Here is an 18,374-nt window from a genome sequence, read left to right as displayed (position 1 = left end):
CGTTACTCAAAATACAGCCTGGTGAGTAATGGCCACCGTTACTGTGACTGACTTGTTTTTCTGGACGTTGACCGGAAAAATATTGTTTTTACTATCTGACAGATTCGCGTATAATCCCTTTTCTTCCCGGACCATCACGGTGTAATGCCCCACCGGGAGGCTCACGCAAAACGTTCCGTCTTTCCCCGACTTGACGGTTTTTACGGGTTTCGCGTCCCCCACGGAATTGATAAATCCATTTTCACCTGCTTCAACCTGACTCCTGTTCAACATGGGAAAAATCAGCACGTCGCGTTCAACCGGCGTGCCTTCGGGGTTTTGGCGGGGCGAATCGGGACTAGGCATGTAATTGCCACGTTTTTCCCGAACCACGCCACAAATTCCCTGTTTTGTCACGGCTTTAGCTGCTTTGCGCTGGGGGGCTTTCTGGGCTGAAACGGACAGTGAAAGGGATAATACTAATAGACTGACCAGAAGCAAGATTGATCTGTTGCCTACAAATCGCAGGATAGGATTACTCATAATTCGAGCTCCCGTTTTACTTCGTCGAGCGAGTGCCATGAAGTGGTTTCACACCTAGCTTTCAGCGCATGAGCATAGTCAAGAAAGTCTTCAAGACTATCGAATGAAGCCAGACTTTTTTGCAGAGCTTCATACGCTTCGTAAGCAATCACCGCGAATTTCTGTTTGCCTTCAGATTGACTAATTTGCGCGTTCAGTGTCATTTGTAGCTATCATTTCTTGAAGAACGAATCCACGAACTCCATCTTGTTGAAGGTCTGCAAATCGTCGATCTTCTCGCCAACGCCGATGTATTTGACCGGAATCTTGAACTGATCCGAAATGCCAATCACAACACCCCCTTTTGCCGTACCATCCAGTTTAGTAATGGCCAAAGCGGTTACCTCCGTTGCTTTCGTGAATTCGGTTGCCTGAATAAACGCGTTTTGCCCGGTAGATCCGTCCAGAACCAACAGCACCTCGTGTGGTGCTTCGGACGTGAACTTTTGCATCACCCGCTTAATTTTGGTCAACTCGTTCATCAGGTTAATTTTGGTGTGCAATCGTCCGGCGGTGTCGATGATCACGACATCGGCGCCAATTTCGGTGGCTTTCTTTACGGCGTCGAAGGCAACAGCGGATGGATCGGTGTTCATGCCGTGTGAAATAACCGGAACGCCCACCCGATCACCCCAGAGTTTGAGCTGATCGACGGCAGCAGCCCGGAACGTGTCGCCCGCGCCCAGCACGACTTTCTTGCCGCGCTTATGAAACTGAGCGGCCAGTTTACCAATGGTTGTTGTTTTACCGACTCCATTAACGCCCACAACCATAATAACGTAGGGTTTTATGCCAGCGGGTAGCGAAAAATCATCCGCTATATCAATCGTATTATTATCTGATAGTAACCCGGCTATTTCTTCACGAAGAATGCGGTCGAGTTCTTCAGTTCCCACGTATTTATCGCGGGCGACGCGTTCTTCAATTCTTCGGATAATTTTAACGGTTGTTTCAACACCTACATCCGACGAAATAAGTACGTTTTCGACTTCATCCAGAACCTCTTCGTCGACAGTGGATTTTCCAACAACGGCCCGGCCGAGTTTAGAAAAAAAGCTGTCTTTTGTTTTCTCTAAGCCTTTGTCGAGCGTTTCTTTCTTTTCCTTTGAAAATAAACCAAATAGGGCCATAAGGTAGAGTCAGTGAATTGGTCAATTAATAGTCAGATAGAATAGCGTATTTCTGATAACTCATAGGTGGCTATGCCGCTACCTGACCTAACTATTTTTTAATAAAAAAAAGTCCCACAGAACCGGTTACGGCTGTGGGACAAATGTCTTCGTGCGGGAAGCTGACTTTTCAATGCCTAGCTTTTCAGCGCAGACTGTACTTCGTCAACCGGGACCATTTCTTCTTTGAAGGTGTAAGCGCCAGTTTTAGGCGATTTAACGGCTTTGATAATTTTGGCGAATGCCTTGCCGTTATCCTTCGTTTTCAGGGTTGCAACTACCTTTTTTGCCATTGTCTTTTTAGTTTACGGTTTACGGCTCTCCGTTTTCGGATTCGGCAGCAGATGGACTCTACCTACCGTAAACAGAAAACGATAAACCTAAAACCTATTTAATTTCTTTGTGCAGCGTTACTTTCTTAAGGAACGGATTGTACTTCTTCCGCTCGATACGAGCCGGCGTGTTTTTCCGGTTTTTCGTAGTAATGTACCGGGACATGCCGGGAACACCGCTGTCTTTCTGCTCGGTGCATTCCAGAATAACCTGGATTCTATTGGCGCCTTTCTTTGCCATTGCTAAAGTTCGTTTTCTCGATAAGGAGCGCAAAGGTACGCAATGTCTTTCACTTGACAAAGAGCTTGTTAGAAAAAATGCTGTGTTTTTCTGTGAGCACCTTGAGAAAAGTCAATCTGTGGTTGACTTTCGGACACCTGCTTTCGACCTTTGACCTACCTTTGTACCAGACAGCCGCTGGCTGTTTGATTTATTTACACAAACAGCCAGCGGCTGTCTGGTGCCACCCATGAACACACAAACGATCCAATACGAATACGCGCCAGGGCATTTTAACGCATCGGAACCCACGGTCTATAAACCTGAAATGCTCAGCGAGGGTGAAATGATTCTGAACATGGGACCACAGCACCCGTCGACTCACGGTGTGTTGCGCTTTGAAGTCGTTACCGATGGCGAAATCATTGTTGATGTGGTGCCGCATCTGGGTTATCTGCACCGTTGTTTTGAAAAACACGCTCAGTCGCTCCCCTTCAATCAGACAATCCCATTCGTTGACCGGCTCGATTACCTGGCTGCCATGAATTCCGAGCACGCTTTTGTAATGGGTGTGGAAAAAATGCTTGGTATCCAGAACGACATTCCAAAACGAACCGAATACATACGGGTACTCGTGGCGGAATTGAATCGGATTGCTGCTCATTTTGTCGGTATTGGTACTTACGCGCTCGACATTGGTGCCTATACCCCTTTTCTGTGGCTCATGCGCGACCGGGAACACATTCAGCGACTGCTCGAATGGGTCAGTGGTGCACGGATGCTTTACAACTATATCTGGGTGGGGGGGCTATTTTACGACCTGCCTGTTGGTTTTGAGGAACGCTGCCGGGAGTTTATTTCTTATCTCAAGCCTAAACTGGTCGAGTTGCAGCAACTGGTTATCGAAAATGAAATTTTCGTGAAACGCACGGCCAATGTCGGCGTATTACCCCTGGCGGTGGCGATCGATTATGGCTGTACGGGTCCTATGCTGCGCGGGTCGGGTTTGCGCTACGACCTCCGCCGAGTAGATGCCTATTCCGTTTATCCCGAACTCGACTTTGACATTCCCATCGGCGAAGGAAAAATGGGCACTGTCGGCGATTGCTGGGACCGGAACAATGTTCGCGTGCTGGAGTGTCACGAGTCTATCCGAATTGTGGAACAATGCCTCGATCAACTGCTGGGCGATTACAAGCGTACCCGAGACTACGATCCGCAGGCTGTAGTTCCCAAGAAAATCAGGCCGAAGGCGATGGATTTTTATGCCCGTGCCGAAAGCTCGAAAGGCGAACTTGGCTTCTTTTTTCGAACCGATGGCAAATCAGATATACCCGTGCGTTGTAAAGCCCGGTCGTGCTGTTTTCACAACTTGTCGGTCATCAGCGAAATCAGTAAAGGAGCCATGCTGGCCGATTTGGTGGCTATTATTGGGTCGATTGACGTGGTGATGGGGGAAGTGGACCGGTAAGGGGTAGTAAGAATGAGGATTTATCCGGGTAAACCAGAGCGCTGAATCGCGCTCGTGTCAGCAAGTCCTTATTCCTCGCCCCCCGCTACCAACTCCTCAAAAAGAACAAATATGTCCTGTGTATTCCGGCCCAGTCCATCATAGTCCAGACCATAGCCCAGCACAAAACGGTTTTCGATCTCAAAACCGACATATCGTAAGTCGAGGGCTTCTTTGAGTGCGGTTGGCTTATACAAGAGCGTGGCGATGGAGACGGAGGCCGGGGCTTTCTCCCGAAGCTGGGCACACACTTGATGTAGGGTTAGACCCGTATCCACAATGTCTTCAACAACGATCAGATCACGGCCTTCGATGGACTCACTCAATCCCAAAATCTCCTTCACTTGACCGCTGGACTCGGTAGCCTGGTAAGAAGCCACCCGAATGAATGTAATTTCGCAGGGAATAATGAGGTGTTTGACCAGATCGGCTGCGAAAAGAAAAGCACCGTTCAGAACGACCACAATGAGCGGTTGCTTATCGGCATATTCCTGGTTGATTTGCTTGGCTAATTCCTGAATGCGGTCCTGAATGGCATCGGCGGGAATAAACGGGACAAATGTTTTGTCTTTGATCGTTATCATATCGGCGTCTTGGGGTATCAAAGATACGCCGATGCCAGGAAAGCGGACAAAAATTTACTGAAAAATAAGCGCAGGCAAACGGACTTACGGCAGATTACGTTCATATACTACTAACGCTAAATTTAACGGATGAATAAGATATTGTTGACGGTGTGGCTATTCGGTATGGCCTCTTTGGCGCATGCTCAGCTCTACGACCCGTCGGCGTTTGATAAAAAATACGATGGGTTGCTGAAACATCCCGGCGTTCAGATTGAGTCGGCGGAGGCCATCAACCTGATGTACAATTATAAATTTTACGAAGCGGATAAAGAGTTTCGGTGGTTGCGGGTGCGTTATCCCAAACATCCGATGCCGTACTTTCTGATGGGCCTGGCCGAGTGGTGGAAAATCGTGCCGAACACGGACGTAACGGATTACGACAGCCAGTGTATCGCTTATATGGATACAACCATTGCACTGGCCGAGAAACTCTACGACAACAGCGAAAATAAGCTGGAACCTTCCTTCTTCCTGGCTGCGGCTTACGCCTTCAAAGGACGTCTGTACTCCGAACGTAAAAAGTGGACGAAGGCGACGTTTGCCGGTAAGAATGCGCTGAAGTATTTCGAGAAGTGCAAAGGCAACGCTGATTTTAGTCCCGAGTTGCTATTTGGCGACGGCATGTACAACTACTACGCCCAATGGATTCCGGAAAATTATCCGCTCCTGAAGCCGATCCTGATGTTTTTTCCTAAGGGCAATAAGGTAAATGGGATTAAAGAGCTGGAAAAAACGGCCAATACGGCCTTTTATACGCGCGTAGAAGCCCGGTATTTTCTGGTTCAGATTTATAGCATGGAGAATCAGTACGATAAGGCTTATGAGATGTCGAAGTACATGTTTGAGCAATATCCTGACAATCCATTCTTTGAGCGGTACTTTGCCCGATCGGCCTTTGTCACGGGGCGTCTGGCCGAAGCTGAACGGATCTCTAAAGATATTCTGGCAAAAGTTGATCGGACCCAGGCGGGTTATGAAGGAGTAAGTGGGCGCACGGCCGCTTATATTCTGGCTTACATCAACCAGTTGTTTTACAAGAATATACCGGAGGCAAAGATAAATTATCAGAAGGCGGTTGAATACGCAAAACAAACGAATGCCACCAATGCTGGCTATTACTTGTCGTCGCTGATAGGATTGGCCAAGATTGCAAACGAGGAGAAAAACTACGACCTGGCGCAGACGTATTTCAAGGAAGTGCTGGATAAAGCCGAGCGAAAGTCAAGCCAGTATAAAGAGGCCAAAAAGGCCCTGGACGATGCCAAGAAATCAAGACGGGAAGAGCGGAGGAAACGTAAGGACTAATGATGAATGATGAATGATGAACGATACTTTGGGACTAATTCATCATTCATCATTCATCATTCATCATTCATCATTAGTCAAGGAATTGGCAACACTTTGCTTTCCTTGAACGTAGACATGATCACCATCGTTTGAGTGCTGGCTACCTCATCAATTTCGTTGATCACATCGAGCATCAGTCCCTGATAAGACGAAATATCTTTTGCGATCACTTTAAGCAGAAAGTCGCCTGAGCCGGTAATGTGGTGACACTCTATGATTTCGGCGATTTCGTTAACTTTCTCGACAAACGACATGGTGGTCTCTTTCTTATGGCCAACCAGCGTAACCATAACGAATGTCGTGACGCCAAGACCTATTTTCTCGCGGTTTAATTGAGCATGGTAGCTCTGAATAATTCCCGATGTTTCGAGTTTCTTAACGCGTTCGAGAGTTGGTGCGGGCGAAAGGCCTATTTCTTTAGAAAGCTGAGCGTTGGTGATTTTAGCGTTAGCCTGGAGAATTTCTAATACGTTTCGATCTATCTGATCTAATTTCTGGCTCGACATAAATGATGCAGTCTATTAATACTGTGTTACAGGATGGCACAAAGCTACCACCTTTTGAAATAGAAAATTCTTAAAACTTATTGGATTGATTCAAATCACAGAACAAATAGTGCCAATAATGTTTTAAACCGGCACAAAAGTAAGTATATTAAGCCAGACACCAAATTAGGAAAATTACCGTTTACTAACCTTGTTCAGCGAAATGACGCGTTGTTGAGCCGATTTAAACCGGGCATCTGGAACGGCCGACAAGGTAGCGTGTTTGGTTGAACGCCCCTGCACACGCGCCCGCCATCTATGCCAGGATGCCTGTTTCAACTCCCGACGCATCAGGTCAATAACGTCTTGTTCGGTCAGACCAAACTGCGCCTGAATAGCCTCAAAGGGCGTACGATCTTCCCAGGCCATTTCCACAATACGGTCAATATCGGCGGCTGCAAGGGATATACTTGTTGTTGTTGATTTCATAATTGTAGAACTATAAATAGATCGAAACGACTGGTTTTGCACCAACTAGTGATCTAGTAAGTTAGTGTGCAGCATTAATCGTTTTAAAGCGTAAACCACTGTTTCCTATTGTCAATCTTATCATTAGTATCCGCACATAAGAAGGAAAATACTGAGGAAAGTAACATTTAAGGTGGTTCTGAGATGGGTATTAGCATTGAGAACGTGCAGAAGCAAGAAAACTTGTTTCGGAAGATAAATGTTAGTCTTTTATGAAAATGCGTAAAAAGTCGGATTTGCCAACGAAAATATGTCCTGTATGCAATCGACCTTTTAGCTGGCGTAAAAAATGGGAGCGTGTCTGGGATAACGTTATCTATTGTAGCGATGCATGTCGGGTAAATGGGAAAAAGGCAGAATTGCCTGTGAAATAGGCTAAGGTATGCCCGACTATCGTTAATTTTGGCAGTTAACCTACACTGCCCAATGCGTCTGATTGCTTATAGTAGTCTCTTGTTTTTCTTCCTTTTCGTCAATGGTTGTCGGCATGCCAAGCCTGTTGTAGTGGCAAAGAAGCCTGCTCCTAAGCCCACACGCCCGGTTGTAGTTGTTCCGGCTCCTGAAAAACCAGTTGCTATCAAACCACCCGCGCCCAAGCCTGTTGTTCCTAAAGTCGTTGTTGCACCCGCTGATACGCTTCCTTTCGATGAAGTAACTAATCTGACGCCCGCGCCCCCCAAACGCGAATTTCGGGCGGTTTGGATTGCCACGGTCAATAATATCGACTGGCCAAGCAAAAAAGGATTGCCCGTTGCTGATCAACAGCGTGAAATAGTATCCATGTTCGATCAGCATCAGCAAATGGGTCTCAACGCCGTTGTCGTGCAGGTTCGATCAGCCGCTGATGCGTTTTATGCCCGTAGTTCAGAGCCTTGGTCGGAGTGGCTGACGGGACAACAGGGGTTACCTCCCGAGCCCTTCTATGATCCTCTGGAATTCATGATCGAGCAGGCACACCAGCGCGGGCTCGAATTTCATGCCTGGTTTAATCTCGACCGGGCCACGTTCGGTAAAACGGCCAGCGTCGCGCCAACGAATATCGTTTACCGTAAACCGGAGTGGATGCTGAATTATGGTGGTAAAAAGCTTTTTAACCTTGGCCTGCCAGCCGTTCGTTCCTACATTGCGGGCATCGTGGCGAATGTGGTTCGGGAATATGACGTAGACGGCATTCACTTCGATGATTACTTTTACCCGTACGCCGAACCGGGCCAGGTGTTGCGTGATGACAGTACGTATAAGGCGAACTTTAACGGCATGACTAAAGCCGACTGGCGACGCGATAATGTGACAAAGCTCGTCAAAGAACTGCGGGATTCCATTCGGGCCAATAAACCCTGGGTTAAGTTTGGCATTAGCCCGTTTGGGATATGGAAAAACCAAAGCAGTGACCCGGATGGGTCTGCCACCAACGGTGGACAATCGTATTACGAAATTTATGCCGATACCCGGAAATGGGTGCGCGAAGGCCTGATCGACTACATTGTGCCTCAGGTTTATTTTAGTTCGGAGTTCAATAGAGCCCCCTATAAAACACTGGTAGAATGGTGGACACGAAATTGCCCCGGCAACTGTCATCTCTACATCGGCCATGGTGCCTATCGGGTCGGGCGGGGCTCTGAGCGAGACCCTGGCTGGTGGCGACCCACGGAGTTTCCCGATCAGATGCGCTATAACCGGCAACAGCAGGTCGTGAAGGGGAGTATATTCTTCAGTGCTAAAAATTTACAGACCAACCCGCTTGCCATCCGGGATTCATTGCAAACAAATTTCTACCGGCATCCGGCGCTCGTGCCAACCATGAATTGGCTGGATAGCATCCCTCCCTTGCCGCCCCGTGATTTGAAAGCGGCCGTAACAGCCGATGGCGTTGAATTATATTGGGAACAATCGGCCGAAGCCAGCGATGGCGACGAGGCTAGTGCGTACCTTATTTACCGGTTTGAAGGACGTCGGCCGCGCTTGCTCACCAACGACCCCCGCTATATACTGGCACGATGTACGGGCGAATCGTCTACTCGCTTTCTGGATAAAACGGCGGACCCTAAAAAGAAATACACCTACGTGATCACCGCTCTCGACCGGCTCCAGAATGAAAGCCGGGAGGTAGCGATTAAAGTGCAGTGAACTCGCCAACAACGTCTTCCACTGCTCGTGCATTGGGAAAAAAACTAACTAGTTTGAGCAGGATGCCTTCGACAACGGCGTCGGGGCAGGAGGCTCCACAGGTCAGCAACACCGTAACCGGGTTAGAGAATAGGCTATCCGGTCGAGGACCATCCGGTCGGGGAATGAAGTTTTCGGTTACGACTTCCTGCTTGCTATGGCCGTTAAAGTGACAGATCAAGGTATCTGATAGAATTTTCTGCTCCGATTCGATAAAGTAGGTCGGAAGTTTCTCTTCGCAGAGTTCGACGATGTGCGATGTGTTGGACGAATTATACCCGCCCGCCACAATGGCGAAGTCAGCCGGATAGTCCAGCAGGGCGTAAGTGGCATCCTGGTTATCGTTGGTGGCGTAACAAAGCGTATCGCGGGTGTTGGCAAAATGGGCATCAACGGTGTCGGCCGTTAACGAATATTTTTGCGTCATTACCTGCTTCAGGTAATCAGCAATACTCTGGGTATCAGAGGCCAGCATGGTCGTCTGGTTCACCACGCCAATGCGTTGCAAGTCGCGGGATGGATCGAAACCAACCGAGAACTGGCCCTCGAATTCACCGTAGAACTGCTCAATTGACAACTCACCTGTAATGTATTTTGCCAGCCGCTGGGTTTGGGCCATGTCTTTAACCACAACCGTGGGGGCCGCTTCTTTGCTGTGCGAAAACGTAGCTCGTGTTTCTTCGTGACTCGGCTTGCCGTGGACAACAACGGTGTAATTTTTCTGACCAATCTGACTTGCCTTGTTCCACACTTTTTCAACAAAAGGACAGGTCGTATCGTATTTCTCAATATTGAGCCCTAAGGCCGATAGCTGGCTTTGTGTTTCCAGCGTCGTACCGAAAGCAGGAATAATCACGACATCCTCCGGGACCAGCTCCGACCACGGAATGAGTTGCCGCCCGCTTGTGTCCATAATGAATCGAACCCCTCTATCCTGCAAATCAGCGTTGACGTCGGGATTATGAATCATCTCGCTGAGCAGAAAAATACGCTTGCCTGGATTTTCAGCAATGGCTTTATACGCAATCTCGACTGCGTTTTCGACGCCGTAGCAAAAGCCGAAATGACGGGCGATCAGCAATCTGATCGGGCCGAAATCGAGTAGGGTAGGGGTAAAATCCCGCTTCAGCTTATCGCGTTTCCGCCGAAATTCTTTCAGAGGAGTAATAATGCTGCTGCGGTAATAATCGGGTATGTCGAACGATTTCATTGACGCAAAGGGCGAGTGAAAAGCAAATGGGGCCTGTCAACTCAGTAAGAATCATTTATAGTGAGAACAACAGAGCAAATGCCTTCGTTCGATGCAAAGGTAACGACGAACCGCATTGACCGCTAGTTGAGTCACAACGGGCTTTTAGTATATTTGACAAGCACGACACACTCATTCTCAACCCCATTTCGAGCATCAATGATAAATTCGTCTACCCAATTGGTTGACGCCTGGACCGGATGGCGTAAAATCCTCTTTCGCTTTAGCTGTATTTATAGTCTCCTATACATATCACCCCTGGGTTGGCTGGGCGATATTCCTGGCCTGAATCTGCTCGGTGACTACTACAGCAGAGCGGAGGGTTGGCTGGTTAATTTAAGTAACACACACCTTTTTCATGTTAAGGATGTGCTGGTGCCGCTCAACGGCAGTGGCGATACATCCTATGGCTATGCTCAATTGTGCTTCTTCCTGCTGACGGCATTTTTGGGCACCATCATCTGGACAATTGTTGATAAGCGAACAAACTACGATACGGCGTATTACTGGTTGCTGGTGTTGGTTCGCTATTACGTTGCGATGGTCGCCTTACGTTACGGGGTTATCAAACTGTTTGGTTTTCAGATGATTTTTCCGTCATTAAGTGCGTTGGCCACCCCCTTGGGCGATTATCTGCCTATGCGATTTGCCTGGTATTTTATTGGGTATTCAACGCCCTATCAGTTTTTTTCGGGAGCGGTCGAAGTAGTCGCCGGCCTGCTGCTGATAGTCCGTCGCACGAGCACATTAGGGGCCTTCGTTGCGGCCAGTGTGTTTCTGAACGTGATGATGATGAATCTTTGCTACGATATACCCGTCAAGATATTCTCCATTCATCTATTTCTATTCAGCAATTTTCTGCTGATTGGCGATGCCCGGCGCCTGTTGAATTTCTTCGTTTTCAACAAACCGACGCAAGCCGCTACTCGGTTTGTATTGTCCAAAGAATGGATGAAAAGAAGCCAGTTAGCGCTAAAAGTTGCGTTTATTCTGCTGTTTTTTGTAGTGCCACTCAGTCAATTTTTTTCTTCTTCCGACCAGGAGCCTGCTCCTAAAAAACTGGCTACCGGATTCTTCACCGTCGAGCAGTTTCAGGGCACTCCCGTCGATAGTCTACGCTGGAAGGACGTTGTTTTCGAAGCAAATAATTCGGGAAGTATTCTAACGGCAGACACATTATTTCGACAGCGCTATCGCCGGGGTTATTTCAGTTATAAGCTCGATTCGGCAGCACACACGATAGCGTTCAAAAAATTCGCTTCAGACACAACGGCCCTGTTCACCATGGCCTACACCATGCCTGATACCAATCAGATTTTGCTGAGGGGCAAAATTCGAACGGATTCAGTCGTTATCGGGCTAAAACGGCAAAACCGTCATTTTCAACTGGCAGAGCGGCAATTTCATTGGTTGTCTGAAGCAAACCGGTAGCGCCTAGAATAGGTTACAACGTTGCGCTGCCCTGAAAATGTCCCCATATGCCCCGACGATTATTAAAATACAAAGACTACGATGTTCACAGTGTAACGACCGTAGCCAATGGGAAACGGAACGCCAATATTGTTACCTGGCTCATGCAAACAGACATGGGCGGTAAGGTATTGGCCGTTGCGCTGTACAAGGTCGATTATACAATTGAGCTAGTGCGGGAAAGCGGTATCCTGAACGTAAACTTGCTGGCCGTTGATCAGCCGGGGCTGATTCGTAAACTTGGCCAGCAATCGGGGCGTGATAAAGACAAATTCAAAAATCTGCCTCATGCCCTCGATGAACGGGGTTGTCCATATCTGACGGAAGCCGTCGGCTACGTGCAGTGCTGCGTTAGCCACAGCACCGATGCCGGTGATCATGAATTATTTGTCTGCGAGGTCATCAAACAAGTCGTGCTGAATCCGGACAAGGAAGTGATGAACAATTCGTTTTTAAAAGCCAGAAAGCTAATACGAGGATGAGCTAGCGTAAACAGGACTGCATGAGAACCGTTCATCATTCATAATTCATCATCTCTTTCAGGATATCGTCCAGATATTCGCGGGAATTGGCCAGCCGGGGCACTTTATGCTGACCGCCAACTTTGCCGCGATGCTTCATCCAGGCATAGAACGTACCCGCTGGTACGACATGAATACGGGGTCGTTTGAGCACCATGTCATTGTACCGCTTGGCGTCGTAGTCGGAATTGATTTGCCTGAGGGTTTCGTCCAGAACCTGGTTGAACCGTTGCTGGTTGTCGGGCTCCTGTGTAAACTCGATTACCCATTCATGGCAGCCATTGGCACCGTTGCTCATATAGTTTGGCCCAGCGGTGTAGTCGGCTATAACGGCTCCTGTGGCTTCGCAGGCCTGCGTAATGGCCGTTTCGGCGTTTTCAACGATAACTTCTTCGCCAAAGGCATTGATAAAATGCTTGGTACGACCGCTTACTTTCAGGCGATGTGGGTAGAGCGATGTAAACCGGACGGTGTCGCCGACTTTATAACGCCACAAGCCGCCATTGGTCGATACGATCAGGGCATAATTTTTATCCAGCTCGACTTCGTCGATTGTGAGCGCCTTCGGATATGGCTGATCGGCTTCGTGGATCGGTACAAACTCGTAAAAAATCCCATAATCGAGCATCAGGAGCATTTCCCCCACGCGGGTCAAGTCGTCCTGAATAGCGAAAAAACCTTCCGACGCATTATAAACTTCCTGGTAGCGAACGGCTTTCGATGGGAAAACATGGTGCTGGAATAACTCCCGGTAAGGCTGGAAATTAACCGCTCCATGCATCATCACTTCGAAGTTTGGCCATACTTCCAGGATATTGGACTTGCCCGTCAAGGCAAGAATTTTGTCGATCAGGACCATTCCCCAGGTGGGTGTACCGAGCAAACTGGTCACGTTTTCCTGCGAGGTGATCTCGGCCATCCGTTCCAGTTTGGATTCCCACTCGTCCATTAAGGCAACCTGAATAGAAGGGGTGCGAATATACTGGGCCCAACTGGGCAGATTTGCCATCACCACTGCCGATACGTCGCCAACCGCACTGTTCGTACCGAGCGTGTTTGGATGAAGGCTGCCACCAATGGACAATCCTTTTCCCTCGAAGGCCCGGCTATCGGGGTTGTTGGCCACATACAGGGCCATCATGTCTTTGCCGCCTTTGAAATGGCTTTCATCCAGCGACTCGGTCGTAACGGGAATAAACTTGCTTCGGGCATTGGTCGTGCCCGATGATTTGGCAAACCAGCGAACCGGCGAAGGCCACAGTATTTTGTTTTCGCCCTTCATGACCCGTTCGATATAAGGGAACAGGTCTTCGTAGCTCGAAACAGGAACTTGCTGCTGGAAATCGCGGATGCTCTGAATGGATTTATACGCGTGCTTTTGCCCCCATTCTGTTCGGCGGCCCGCCCGAATAAGTTGCGTAAAGACTTTCTGTTGCACCGCACCGGGTTGTTTCATCATGGCTTCAATGCGCGGCAGTCGCCGTTGTAGGAGCCATTTGAGCGTGGTATTTAGAACAGTCATGGGGCTAAAATAACATAAACTAACCAGATTGAGGAGGTTAGTGATGAAAACGTAAATCTGACCGATAGGGTTTATAATCCGTTTGCCCGGTCCGGGTAATCAGTAATAAAGCCATCGACCCCCCACCGTTTGAGTCGTTCCATGTCGTCGCGCTGGTTGACTGTCCAGGGAATTACCTTGATCCCCTGCTGGTGCAACCGCGCAATTTTATCCTGGCTGATCAAACGAAAATGGGGACTGTAGATGTCAGGTTTGAAGCTGAGATTATTCAGATTTTTTTCCGGACTCCGCAAATTTTCAACCAAAGCCGACAGTCGAACGGTAGGGTACTTCCCATCCTGCATTCCTTTTTTCCATTGGTTTAGTATGGCAAAGTCGAAGCTTTGGATAACGATACGATCCAAATTGACGTTTTCTGCCAACAGTTGTTTTTTTAAGACGGCCTGCACCAGGTCGCAGAAGGCCACAGGTTCCGGCTGGCTCTCGTTATACTCTGACGGCTCACTTTTGATTTCGATGTTGTACGAAAATGAGGGAAGAGCCTTCGCCTTTCGGTAAGCTTCGGCCTGTTCGATGACCTCGCTTAACAAGGGTTTATAGGCCTTGATTTTTTGCTGCTCCGGGTAAGCGGGATTACCGTTTGAGCCGACATCGTATTGCTTGATGTCGGCGTAATTCATCTGATAAAGAGTCAGATTTTTTTGCTCTTTCTTATCAACTGGCACACCGTTGGGGGCGATGCTGAAGGCTGCGTTGAAGTAAGGTTCGTGCGAAACAACTACCTGTTGATCTTTGCTGATGACGACATCCATCTCCAGGGTTGTCACGCCCAGATCAAGGGCTTTCAAAAAAGCAGGTATGGTATTTTCCGGCATCAATCCCCGGCACCCGCGGTGTCCCTCCAGGTCGAATGGGGGCGAATCTGACGGAATAAGAGCAAGAGAAGCCATGAAAAACAGGAGTACAAGCGAGCGCATAGACTGAACGGAAAGGCTACCAAAAGTACAGTTTCTTTAGTAAGCCCTGTCATTTTTCTAAATTCCCTGACGGAATGACCCGCGAAGACTGGGATAGATAGCCACTTCCGTAACTGAATTCTACCTTCCTTTTCTTGCCAGGCCCCACCGACTCAGAAAGCGAAAACGTTCCTGATCCTACGCGTTTGTAAACAACCTGGTTGCTTGCTTCCCGGAATACACGCAGCGGGCCGTTGTTCTGCGCAGCTACGTAATACACTTGTCCGTTGCTTAACATAAGGCAGGCCAGTGATTTGGCGTCCCTATCGACAACAAAGCCAGAATTAGCGGGCCTAAGCGCCTTAAAGTTTCCTCGTCCGTCGCCCAGCAAACACAAGCCCAGGCCAGCATCCTGTAAGCCAGTTAGCACCTCGGTTGCATAATCGTTGCCCACGAGCAGAACGTCCAGATTACCGTCATGGTTGATGTCCGTCGCCAGGCTGCCAAAAACAGGCGAAAATTGAGCCTCAACGGGCAACTTATGCAACACTAGCAGACCCGCCCGGTTCTCGATATAGCAGGATTTTAAATAGGTAGCCCGCTTAATGAGAGCCTGCTTCTGGTCATCAGCCGACAGTAAAGTGGTCAGGGTTGTTTTGCCGTAGGCGGCATAAGATGTCATTTTCTTCTTGAAAGACGGAATCTGATCGGTGAGCACATCGCGAGGGTGAAAGGGATATTCGACACCACCGTTGAAAAAACTCAAAATGGGGTCTATTGTGCCGTTTTTGTCGTAATCGGCCGCGTACACCGAAATGGGCTTACTGCTGGATGCCTGTAACCGGCTATTCAGGCCAAAGTTTCCGGCGATGTAATCCATGTCGCCGTCGTTGTCAAAATCACCGCTGGTCAAACTGTTCCAGAAGCCCGTAGCTTTGGCCAGTTCAGGCATTGACTTTGGCACAAACCCACGACCAGCTTGGTTTTTGAAGACGCTAATGGGCATAAACTCGCCAGCCAGCATGAGATCTTGCCAGCCATCGTTGTCCACGTCCGTCCAGAGGGCAGCGCATACAAGCCCAGCCCGGCCTAATCCGGAGGCAAGTTGGTCGGTTACGTCGGTGAAGTGAACGTCCATGCCTTTTACGCCATCATTTCGCAACAGATAACTGCGGGCTGCTTCGGGATAACGCTGCGGGACGATCCGGCCACCGATAAACACGTCTAAATCGCCATCGTGATCAAAGTCGGTAGCAACGACGCACGAGCCGCTGGACATCGTGTTGGGGAGTGCCTTCGGCGATGCCCGAAAATTTCCTTTTCCATCGTTCAGGTAAAGGCTATCCTGGCAACTCGCTTCATCCCGACCAAATTCTGTACTGCCATGAACCGTGTACAGATCTAAATCGCCGTCGGTATCGGCATCGAACAGCAGAACGCCGGTTTCTTCGGGCTTTTTGGCTGGTCGATCTTTTCGTCGAAATGTCGCTTTGCCGGTTACTGCATCCGTTTGCTGTAATAAAAACGTGCCGCCTTTGTAAGCACTTCCCGCAATGTATATGTCATCCAGGCCATTTCCATCCATATCGCCGATGGCCAGCCCCGGCCCAATCTGCGAATGCTTGTGGGCAAGGAGAGTTTGTTGGGCTTTGTAATCAACGAAATCGTCTTCCTGATGCTGGAAGTCAAGGCCATTCGACGTTGATACTTCCGTTAGTAAAGGCTTGACGGGTACGTGCATTTGCATAAACGAAGACGCCTGACGAACGGCCTTTCGCTCCTCCAGAACCAGCGTCTGGTTCGTTGCGAGGTGACGGATCATCTGCCCCTTGCCGGTTGGCCATAATATTTTGAGTGAATCAATCCGGTTGGCCGCGCCCATGCCCAGGTGGATACCCGAAGTCATAGTCGATTGATAACCCCGCTGCCGGGTGTATTCACTGTAATATAGCTGCCCTCCGGCCCAGACTGCCACTTTGGCGCCCAGTCCTTCTAGATTACCAGGCATTCCCAGTAAGTTTATTTTTAGAAAATGATTTGCCGATGAATCATCAGTGTTATCGATGGTTTTGTTTCGGTAAATGAACGCGGGGTCATTGATGTTGTTCATGACCAGATCCAGATCACCGTCGTTATCGAAATCAGCGTAAGCGGTGCCGTTCGTGAAGGATGACTCCGTGAGGCCCCAGTCATGGGCAATATCTGTAAAGTGCAGATCGCCCATGTTATGAAAAAGGAAATTTGGCTTGTAAACAGGCTCTAAATCGCTGATCCGTTTCAAGAGCTGCGTACGGCGGTCAACGTCATTCCCAAACGTACCCGACTCCCGATTATAACTGGTAAAATCCAGATCGGTGATGTCTTTTCGGTACCCGTTTGTAATCAGCAAATCCCGACGTCCATCGTTATCCAGATCCGAAAAGAGCGCGCTCCAACTCCAGTCGGTTGCGGCCGTTCCCGCCAGATAACCAATATCGGAAAACAAAGGCAGTGTCGGCGAAAGAGCGGCAGAATTCGTGCCCGGCCAGAAACCTCTGTTCAGTTGTAGCATATTTCGGATATACTGTGGTTGATAACCAAGGCGTCGGGCCATCTGGAAGCGGTCGTAGGGAATTGACGCAAACATAGTTTTCTGCCGCAGATTATCTTCGGGTAGCATGTCAACCACAGCGAGGTCGTTCAGCCCGTCGTTATTCATGTCGGCCATATCCATGCCCATGCTATTATGGCTCTGGTGCTTGAGGGTCTCGGCAATTCGGTTACTGAACGTTTTATTCTGATTATTTACCAACCAGACATCATTGGACTGAAAGTCGTTGGCAACATAAATGTCTGGCCAACCATCCTGGTTTACGTCGTTTACGATCACGCCCAGCCCCCAGCCTTCATGCACCAGCCCCGCCTGATCGGAAACGTCTGTAAAGTGGAGGGCGGTATGGCTTGGCGATTTGGCCTGAGTAGACGTTCGCAACGTGGAATCAGGGGATGCTCCCGACGTGATGGCGTCATTCCGAAAAAGTTTATCCCGGCTTCGGGCAGAACCGTCGTTATGTGGGCCGATAACGTTGTTTCGGTTAAATGTCTCCAGGGCATTCGTCAGCAAGAAAACATCTAAATCACCATCGCGGTCATAATCCAGAAAGGTGGCCTGAGTCGAGTAACTCGAATCGGCCAGACCGGCTGCCTGGGCCGACTCCTGAAAGTGTGGAATACCATTGGCGTCGTTTCCCTGATTAAGGAATAGAAGATTCGGGACGGCCTTTTTGCGATCAGGATGAATCGTCGATACATAAATATCCTGTCGGCCATCCTGATTGATATCTGCTACGGCAACGCCCGTACACCAGTATGCCGTATGCACACCCGCCGAATCGGTTATATCGCTGAAGCGAAAGTCCCCTTTGTTCAGATACATCCGGCTCGACACCTGATTCCCGGCAAAAAACACATCGGCCAGTCCATCGCCGTTAAAGTCGCCGACGCCAACACCGCCACCGTTGTAGAGGTATTCGAATTCCAGGACATTGAGCGAGTCGCTTTCGGTAATGGTATTGGCAAAGTCAATACCAGTATGGCTGGCGGTTACTCGTTCGAAGCGCGTAGGCGTTTGTGTACAGCCGATCAGCGTGAGCAACCCTAATCCAATTAGCCTGACGAAGTAATGCATGAGTGAAATGTAGCCAAAATCCCCGGCCTGGCAACGAGGCCAGCC

Annotated in this window: 18 protein-coding genes; 6 read left to right on the top strand and 12 right to left on the bottom strand. The window is 49.0% G+C overall.

Annotated elements, in window-relative coordinates; genetic code table 11:
* Positions 1 to 6 precede the first annotated feature (6 nt).
* From ACYVAM_RS14155 to rpmG, 5 genes are all read right to left on the bottom strand, one after another.
* Positions 7 to 522, bottom strand: a complete 516-nt coding sequence (locus ACYVAM_RS14155; RefSeq protein ID WP_461067991.1) for a hypothetical protein — start codon at positions 520 to 522, stop codon at positions 7 to 9.
* On the bottom strand, positions 519 to 725 hold the full coding sequence (locus ACYVAM_RS14150) for a prevent-host-death family protein (protein ID WP_461067989.1): 207 nt from the start codon (positions 723 to 725) through the stop codon (positions 519 to 521). The genes ACYVAM_RS14155 and ACYVAM_RS14150 overlap by 4 nt, the downstream gene beginning before the upstream one ends.
* A 9-nt stretch (positions 726 to 734) precedes the next feature.
* Positions 735 to 1,691, bottom strand: coding sequence for a signal recognition particle-docking protein FtsY (gene ftsY, locus ACYVAM_RS14145; protein WP_461067987.1), 957 nt, complete (start codon positions 1,689 to 1,691; stop codon positions 735 to 737).
* A gap of 176 nt (positions 1,692 to 1,867) precedes the next feature.
* Complete coding sequence (locus tag ACYVAM_RS14140; protein ID WP_080238052.1) at positions 1,868 to 2,023, bottom strand: DUF4295 domain-containing protein; 156 nt, start codon at positions 2,021 to 2,023, stop codon at positions 1,868 to 1,870.
* A gap of 94 nt (positions 2,024 to 2,117) precedes the next feature.
* A complete protein-coding gene (gene rpmG / locus ACYVAM_RS14135) occupies positions 2,118 to 2,303 on the bottom strand; it encodes a 50S ribosomal protein L33 (RefSeq protein WP_012929817.1) in 186 nt (61 codons plus the stop codon).
* Positions 2,304 to 2,532: 229 nt separating this feature from the next.
* On the opposite strand from rpmG, the gene ACYVAM_RS14130 reads away from it, so the two are divergent.
* Positions 2,533 to 3,753 (top strand): NADH-quinone oxidoreductase subunit D, encoded by a 1,221-nt coding sequence (locus tag ACYVAM_RS14130; protein ID WP_461067985.1) that lies wholly within the window; start codon positions 2,533 to 2,535, stop codon positions 3,751 to 3,753.
* A gap of 68 nt (positions 3,754 to 3,821) precedes the next feature.
* On the opposite strand, the gene hpt is transcribed toward ACYVAM_RS14130, so the two are convergent.
* The gene (hpt, locus tag ACYVAM_RS14125) at positions 3,822 to 4,376 is read right to left on the bottom strand and encodes a hypoxanthine phosphoribosyltransferase (RefSeq protein ID WP_461067983.1); all 555 of its coding nucleotides are present in this window, start codon (positions 4,374 to 4,376) and stop codon (positions 3,822 to 3,824) included.
* A 129-nt stretch (positions 4,377 to 4,505) separates the two neighbouring features.
* Here hpt and ACYVAM_RS14120 point away from each other — a divergent pair, with 129 nt between their 5' ends.
* Positions 4,506 to 5,723: a tetratricopeptide repeat protein gene (locus ACYVAM_RS14120; protein WP_461067981.1), complete on the top strand. Its 1,218-nt coding sequence runs from the start codon at positions 4,506 to 4,508 to the stop codon at positions 5,721 to 5,723.
* 77 nt (positions 5,724 to 5,800) lie between these two features.
* Here the strand turns inward: ACYVAM_RS14120 and ACYVAM_RS14115 are convergent, their stop codons facing one another.
* On the bottom strand, positions 5,801 to 6,271 hold the full coding sequence (locus ACYVAM_RS14115; RefSeq protein WP_046578019.1) for an Lrp/AsnC family transcriptional regulator: 471 nt from the start codon (positions 6,269 to 6,271) through the stop codon (positions 5,801 to 5,803).
* 174 nt (positions 6,272 to 6,445) lie between these two features.
* Positions 6,446 to 6,739, bottom strand: a complete 294-nt coding sequence (locus ACYVAM_RS14110) for a TIGR03643 family protein (protein ID WP_461067979.1) — start codon at positions 6,737 to 6,739, stop codon at positions 6,446 to 6,448.
* Positions 6,740 to 6,990: 251 nt separating this feature from the next.
* On the opposite strand from ACYVAM_RS14110, the gene ACYVAM_RS14105 reads away from it, so the two are divergent.
* Positions 6,991 to 7,152, top strand: a complete 162-nt coding sequence (locus ACYVAM_RS14105) for a DUF2256 domain-containing protein (protein WP_461067977.1) — start codon at positions 6,991 to 6,993, stop codon at positions 7,150 to 7,152.
* A 52-nt stretch (positions 7,153 to 7,204) separates the two neighbouring features.
* Positions 7,205 to 8,905 (top strand): glycoside hydrolase family 10 protein, encoded by a 1,701-nt coding sequence (locus ACYVAM_RS14100; protein WP_461067975.1) that lies wholly within the window; start codon positions 7,205 to 7,207, stop codon positions 8,903 to 8,905.
* Here ACYVAM_RS14100 and ACYVAM_RS14095 read toward each other — a convergent pair.
* Positions 8,892 to 10,154 carry a 4-hydroxy-3-methylbut-2-enyl diphosphate reductase gene (locus ACYVAM_RS14095; protein WP_461067973.1) on the bottom strand — a complete coding sequence of 421 codons (1,263 nt, stop codon included), beginning with the start codon at positions 10,152 to 10,154 and terminating at the stop codon, positions 8,892 to 8,894. The genes ACYVAM_RS14100 and ACYVAM_RS14095 overlap by 14 nt on opposite strands.
* Before the next feature lie 198 nt (positions 10,155 to 10,352).
* On the opposite strand from ACYVAM_RS14095, the gene ACYVAM_RS14090 reads away from it, so the two are divergent.
* Positions 10,353 to 11,624, top strand: a complete 1,272-nt coding sequence (locus ACYVAM_RS14090; RefSeq protein WP_461067971.1) for a hypothetical protein — start codon at positions 10,353 to 10,355, stop codon at positions 11,622 to 11,624.
* A 47-nt stretch (positions 11,625 to 11,671) separates the two neighbouring features.
* A complete protein-coding gene (locus ACYVAM_RS14085; RefSeq protein WP_461067969.1) occupies positions 11,672 to 12,145 on the top strand; it encodes a flavin reductase family protein in 474 nt (157 codons plus the stop codon).
* Between the two features lie 34 nt (positions 12,146 to 12,179).
* Here the strand turns inward: ACYVAM_RS14085 and ACYVAM_RS14080 are convergent, their stop codons facing one another.
* The 3 genes from ACYVAM_RS14080 to ACYVAM_RS14070 form a co-directional block, all read right to left on the bottom strand.
* Complete coding sequence (locus ACYVAM_RS14080; RefSeq protein WP_461067967.1) at positions 12,180 to 13,706, bottom strand: GH3 auxin-responsive promoter family protein; 1,527 nt, start codon at positions 13,704 to 13,706, stop codon at positions 12,180 to 12,182.
* A gap of 71 nt (positions 13,707 to 13,777) precedes the next feature.
* On the bottom strand, positions 13,778 to 14,683 hold the full coding sequence (locus ACYVAM_RS14075) for a glycerophosphodiester phosphodiesterase family protein (RefSeq protein WP_461067965.1): 906 nt from the start codon (positions 14,681 to 14,683) through the stop codon (positions 13,778 to 13,780).
* A gap of 49 nt (positions 14,684 to 14,732) precedes the next feature.
* On the bottom strand, positions 14,733 to 18,329 hold the full coding sequence (locus tag ACYVAM_RS14070; RefSeq protein ID WP_461067963.1) for a VCBS repeat-containing protein: 3,597 nt from the start codon (positions 18,327 to 18,329) through the stop codon (positions 14,733 to 14,735).
* Positions 18,330 to 18,374: the final 45 nt, after the last annotated feature.

Source organism: Spirosoma horti (assembly GCF_054776595.1).
This window is presented reverse-complemented; position numbering and strand designations above follow the sequence as displayed.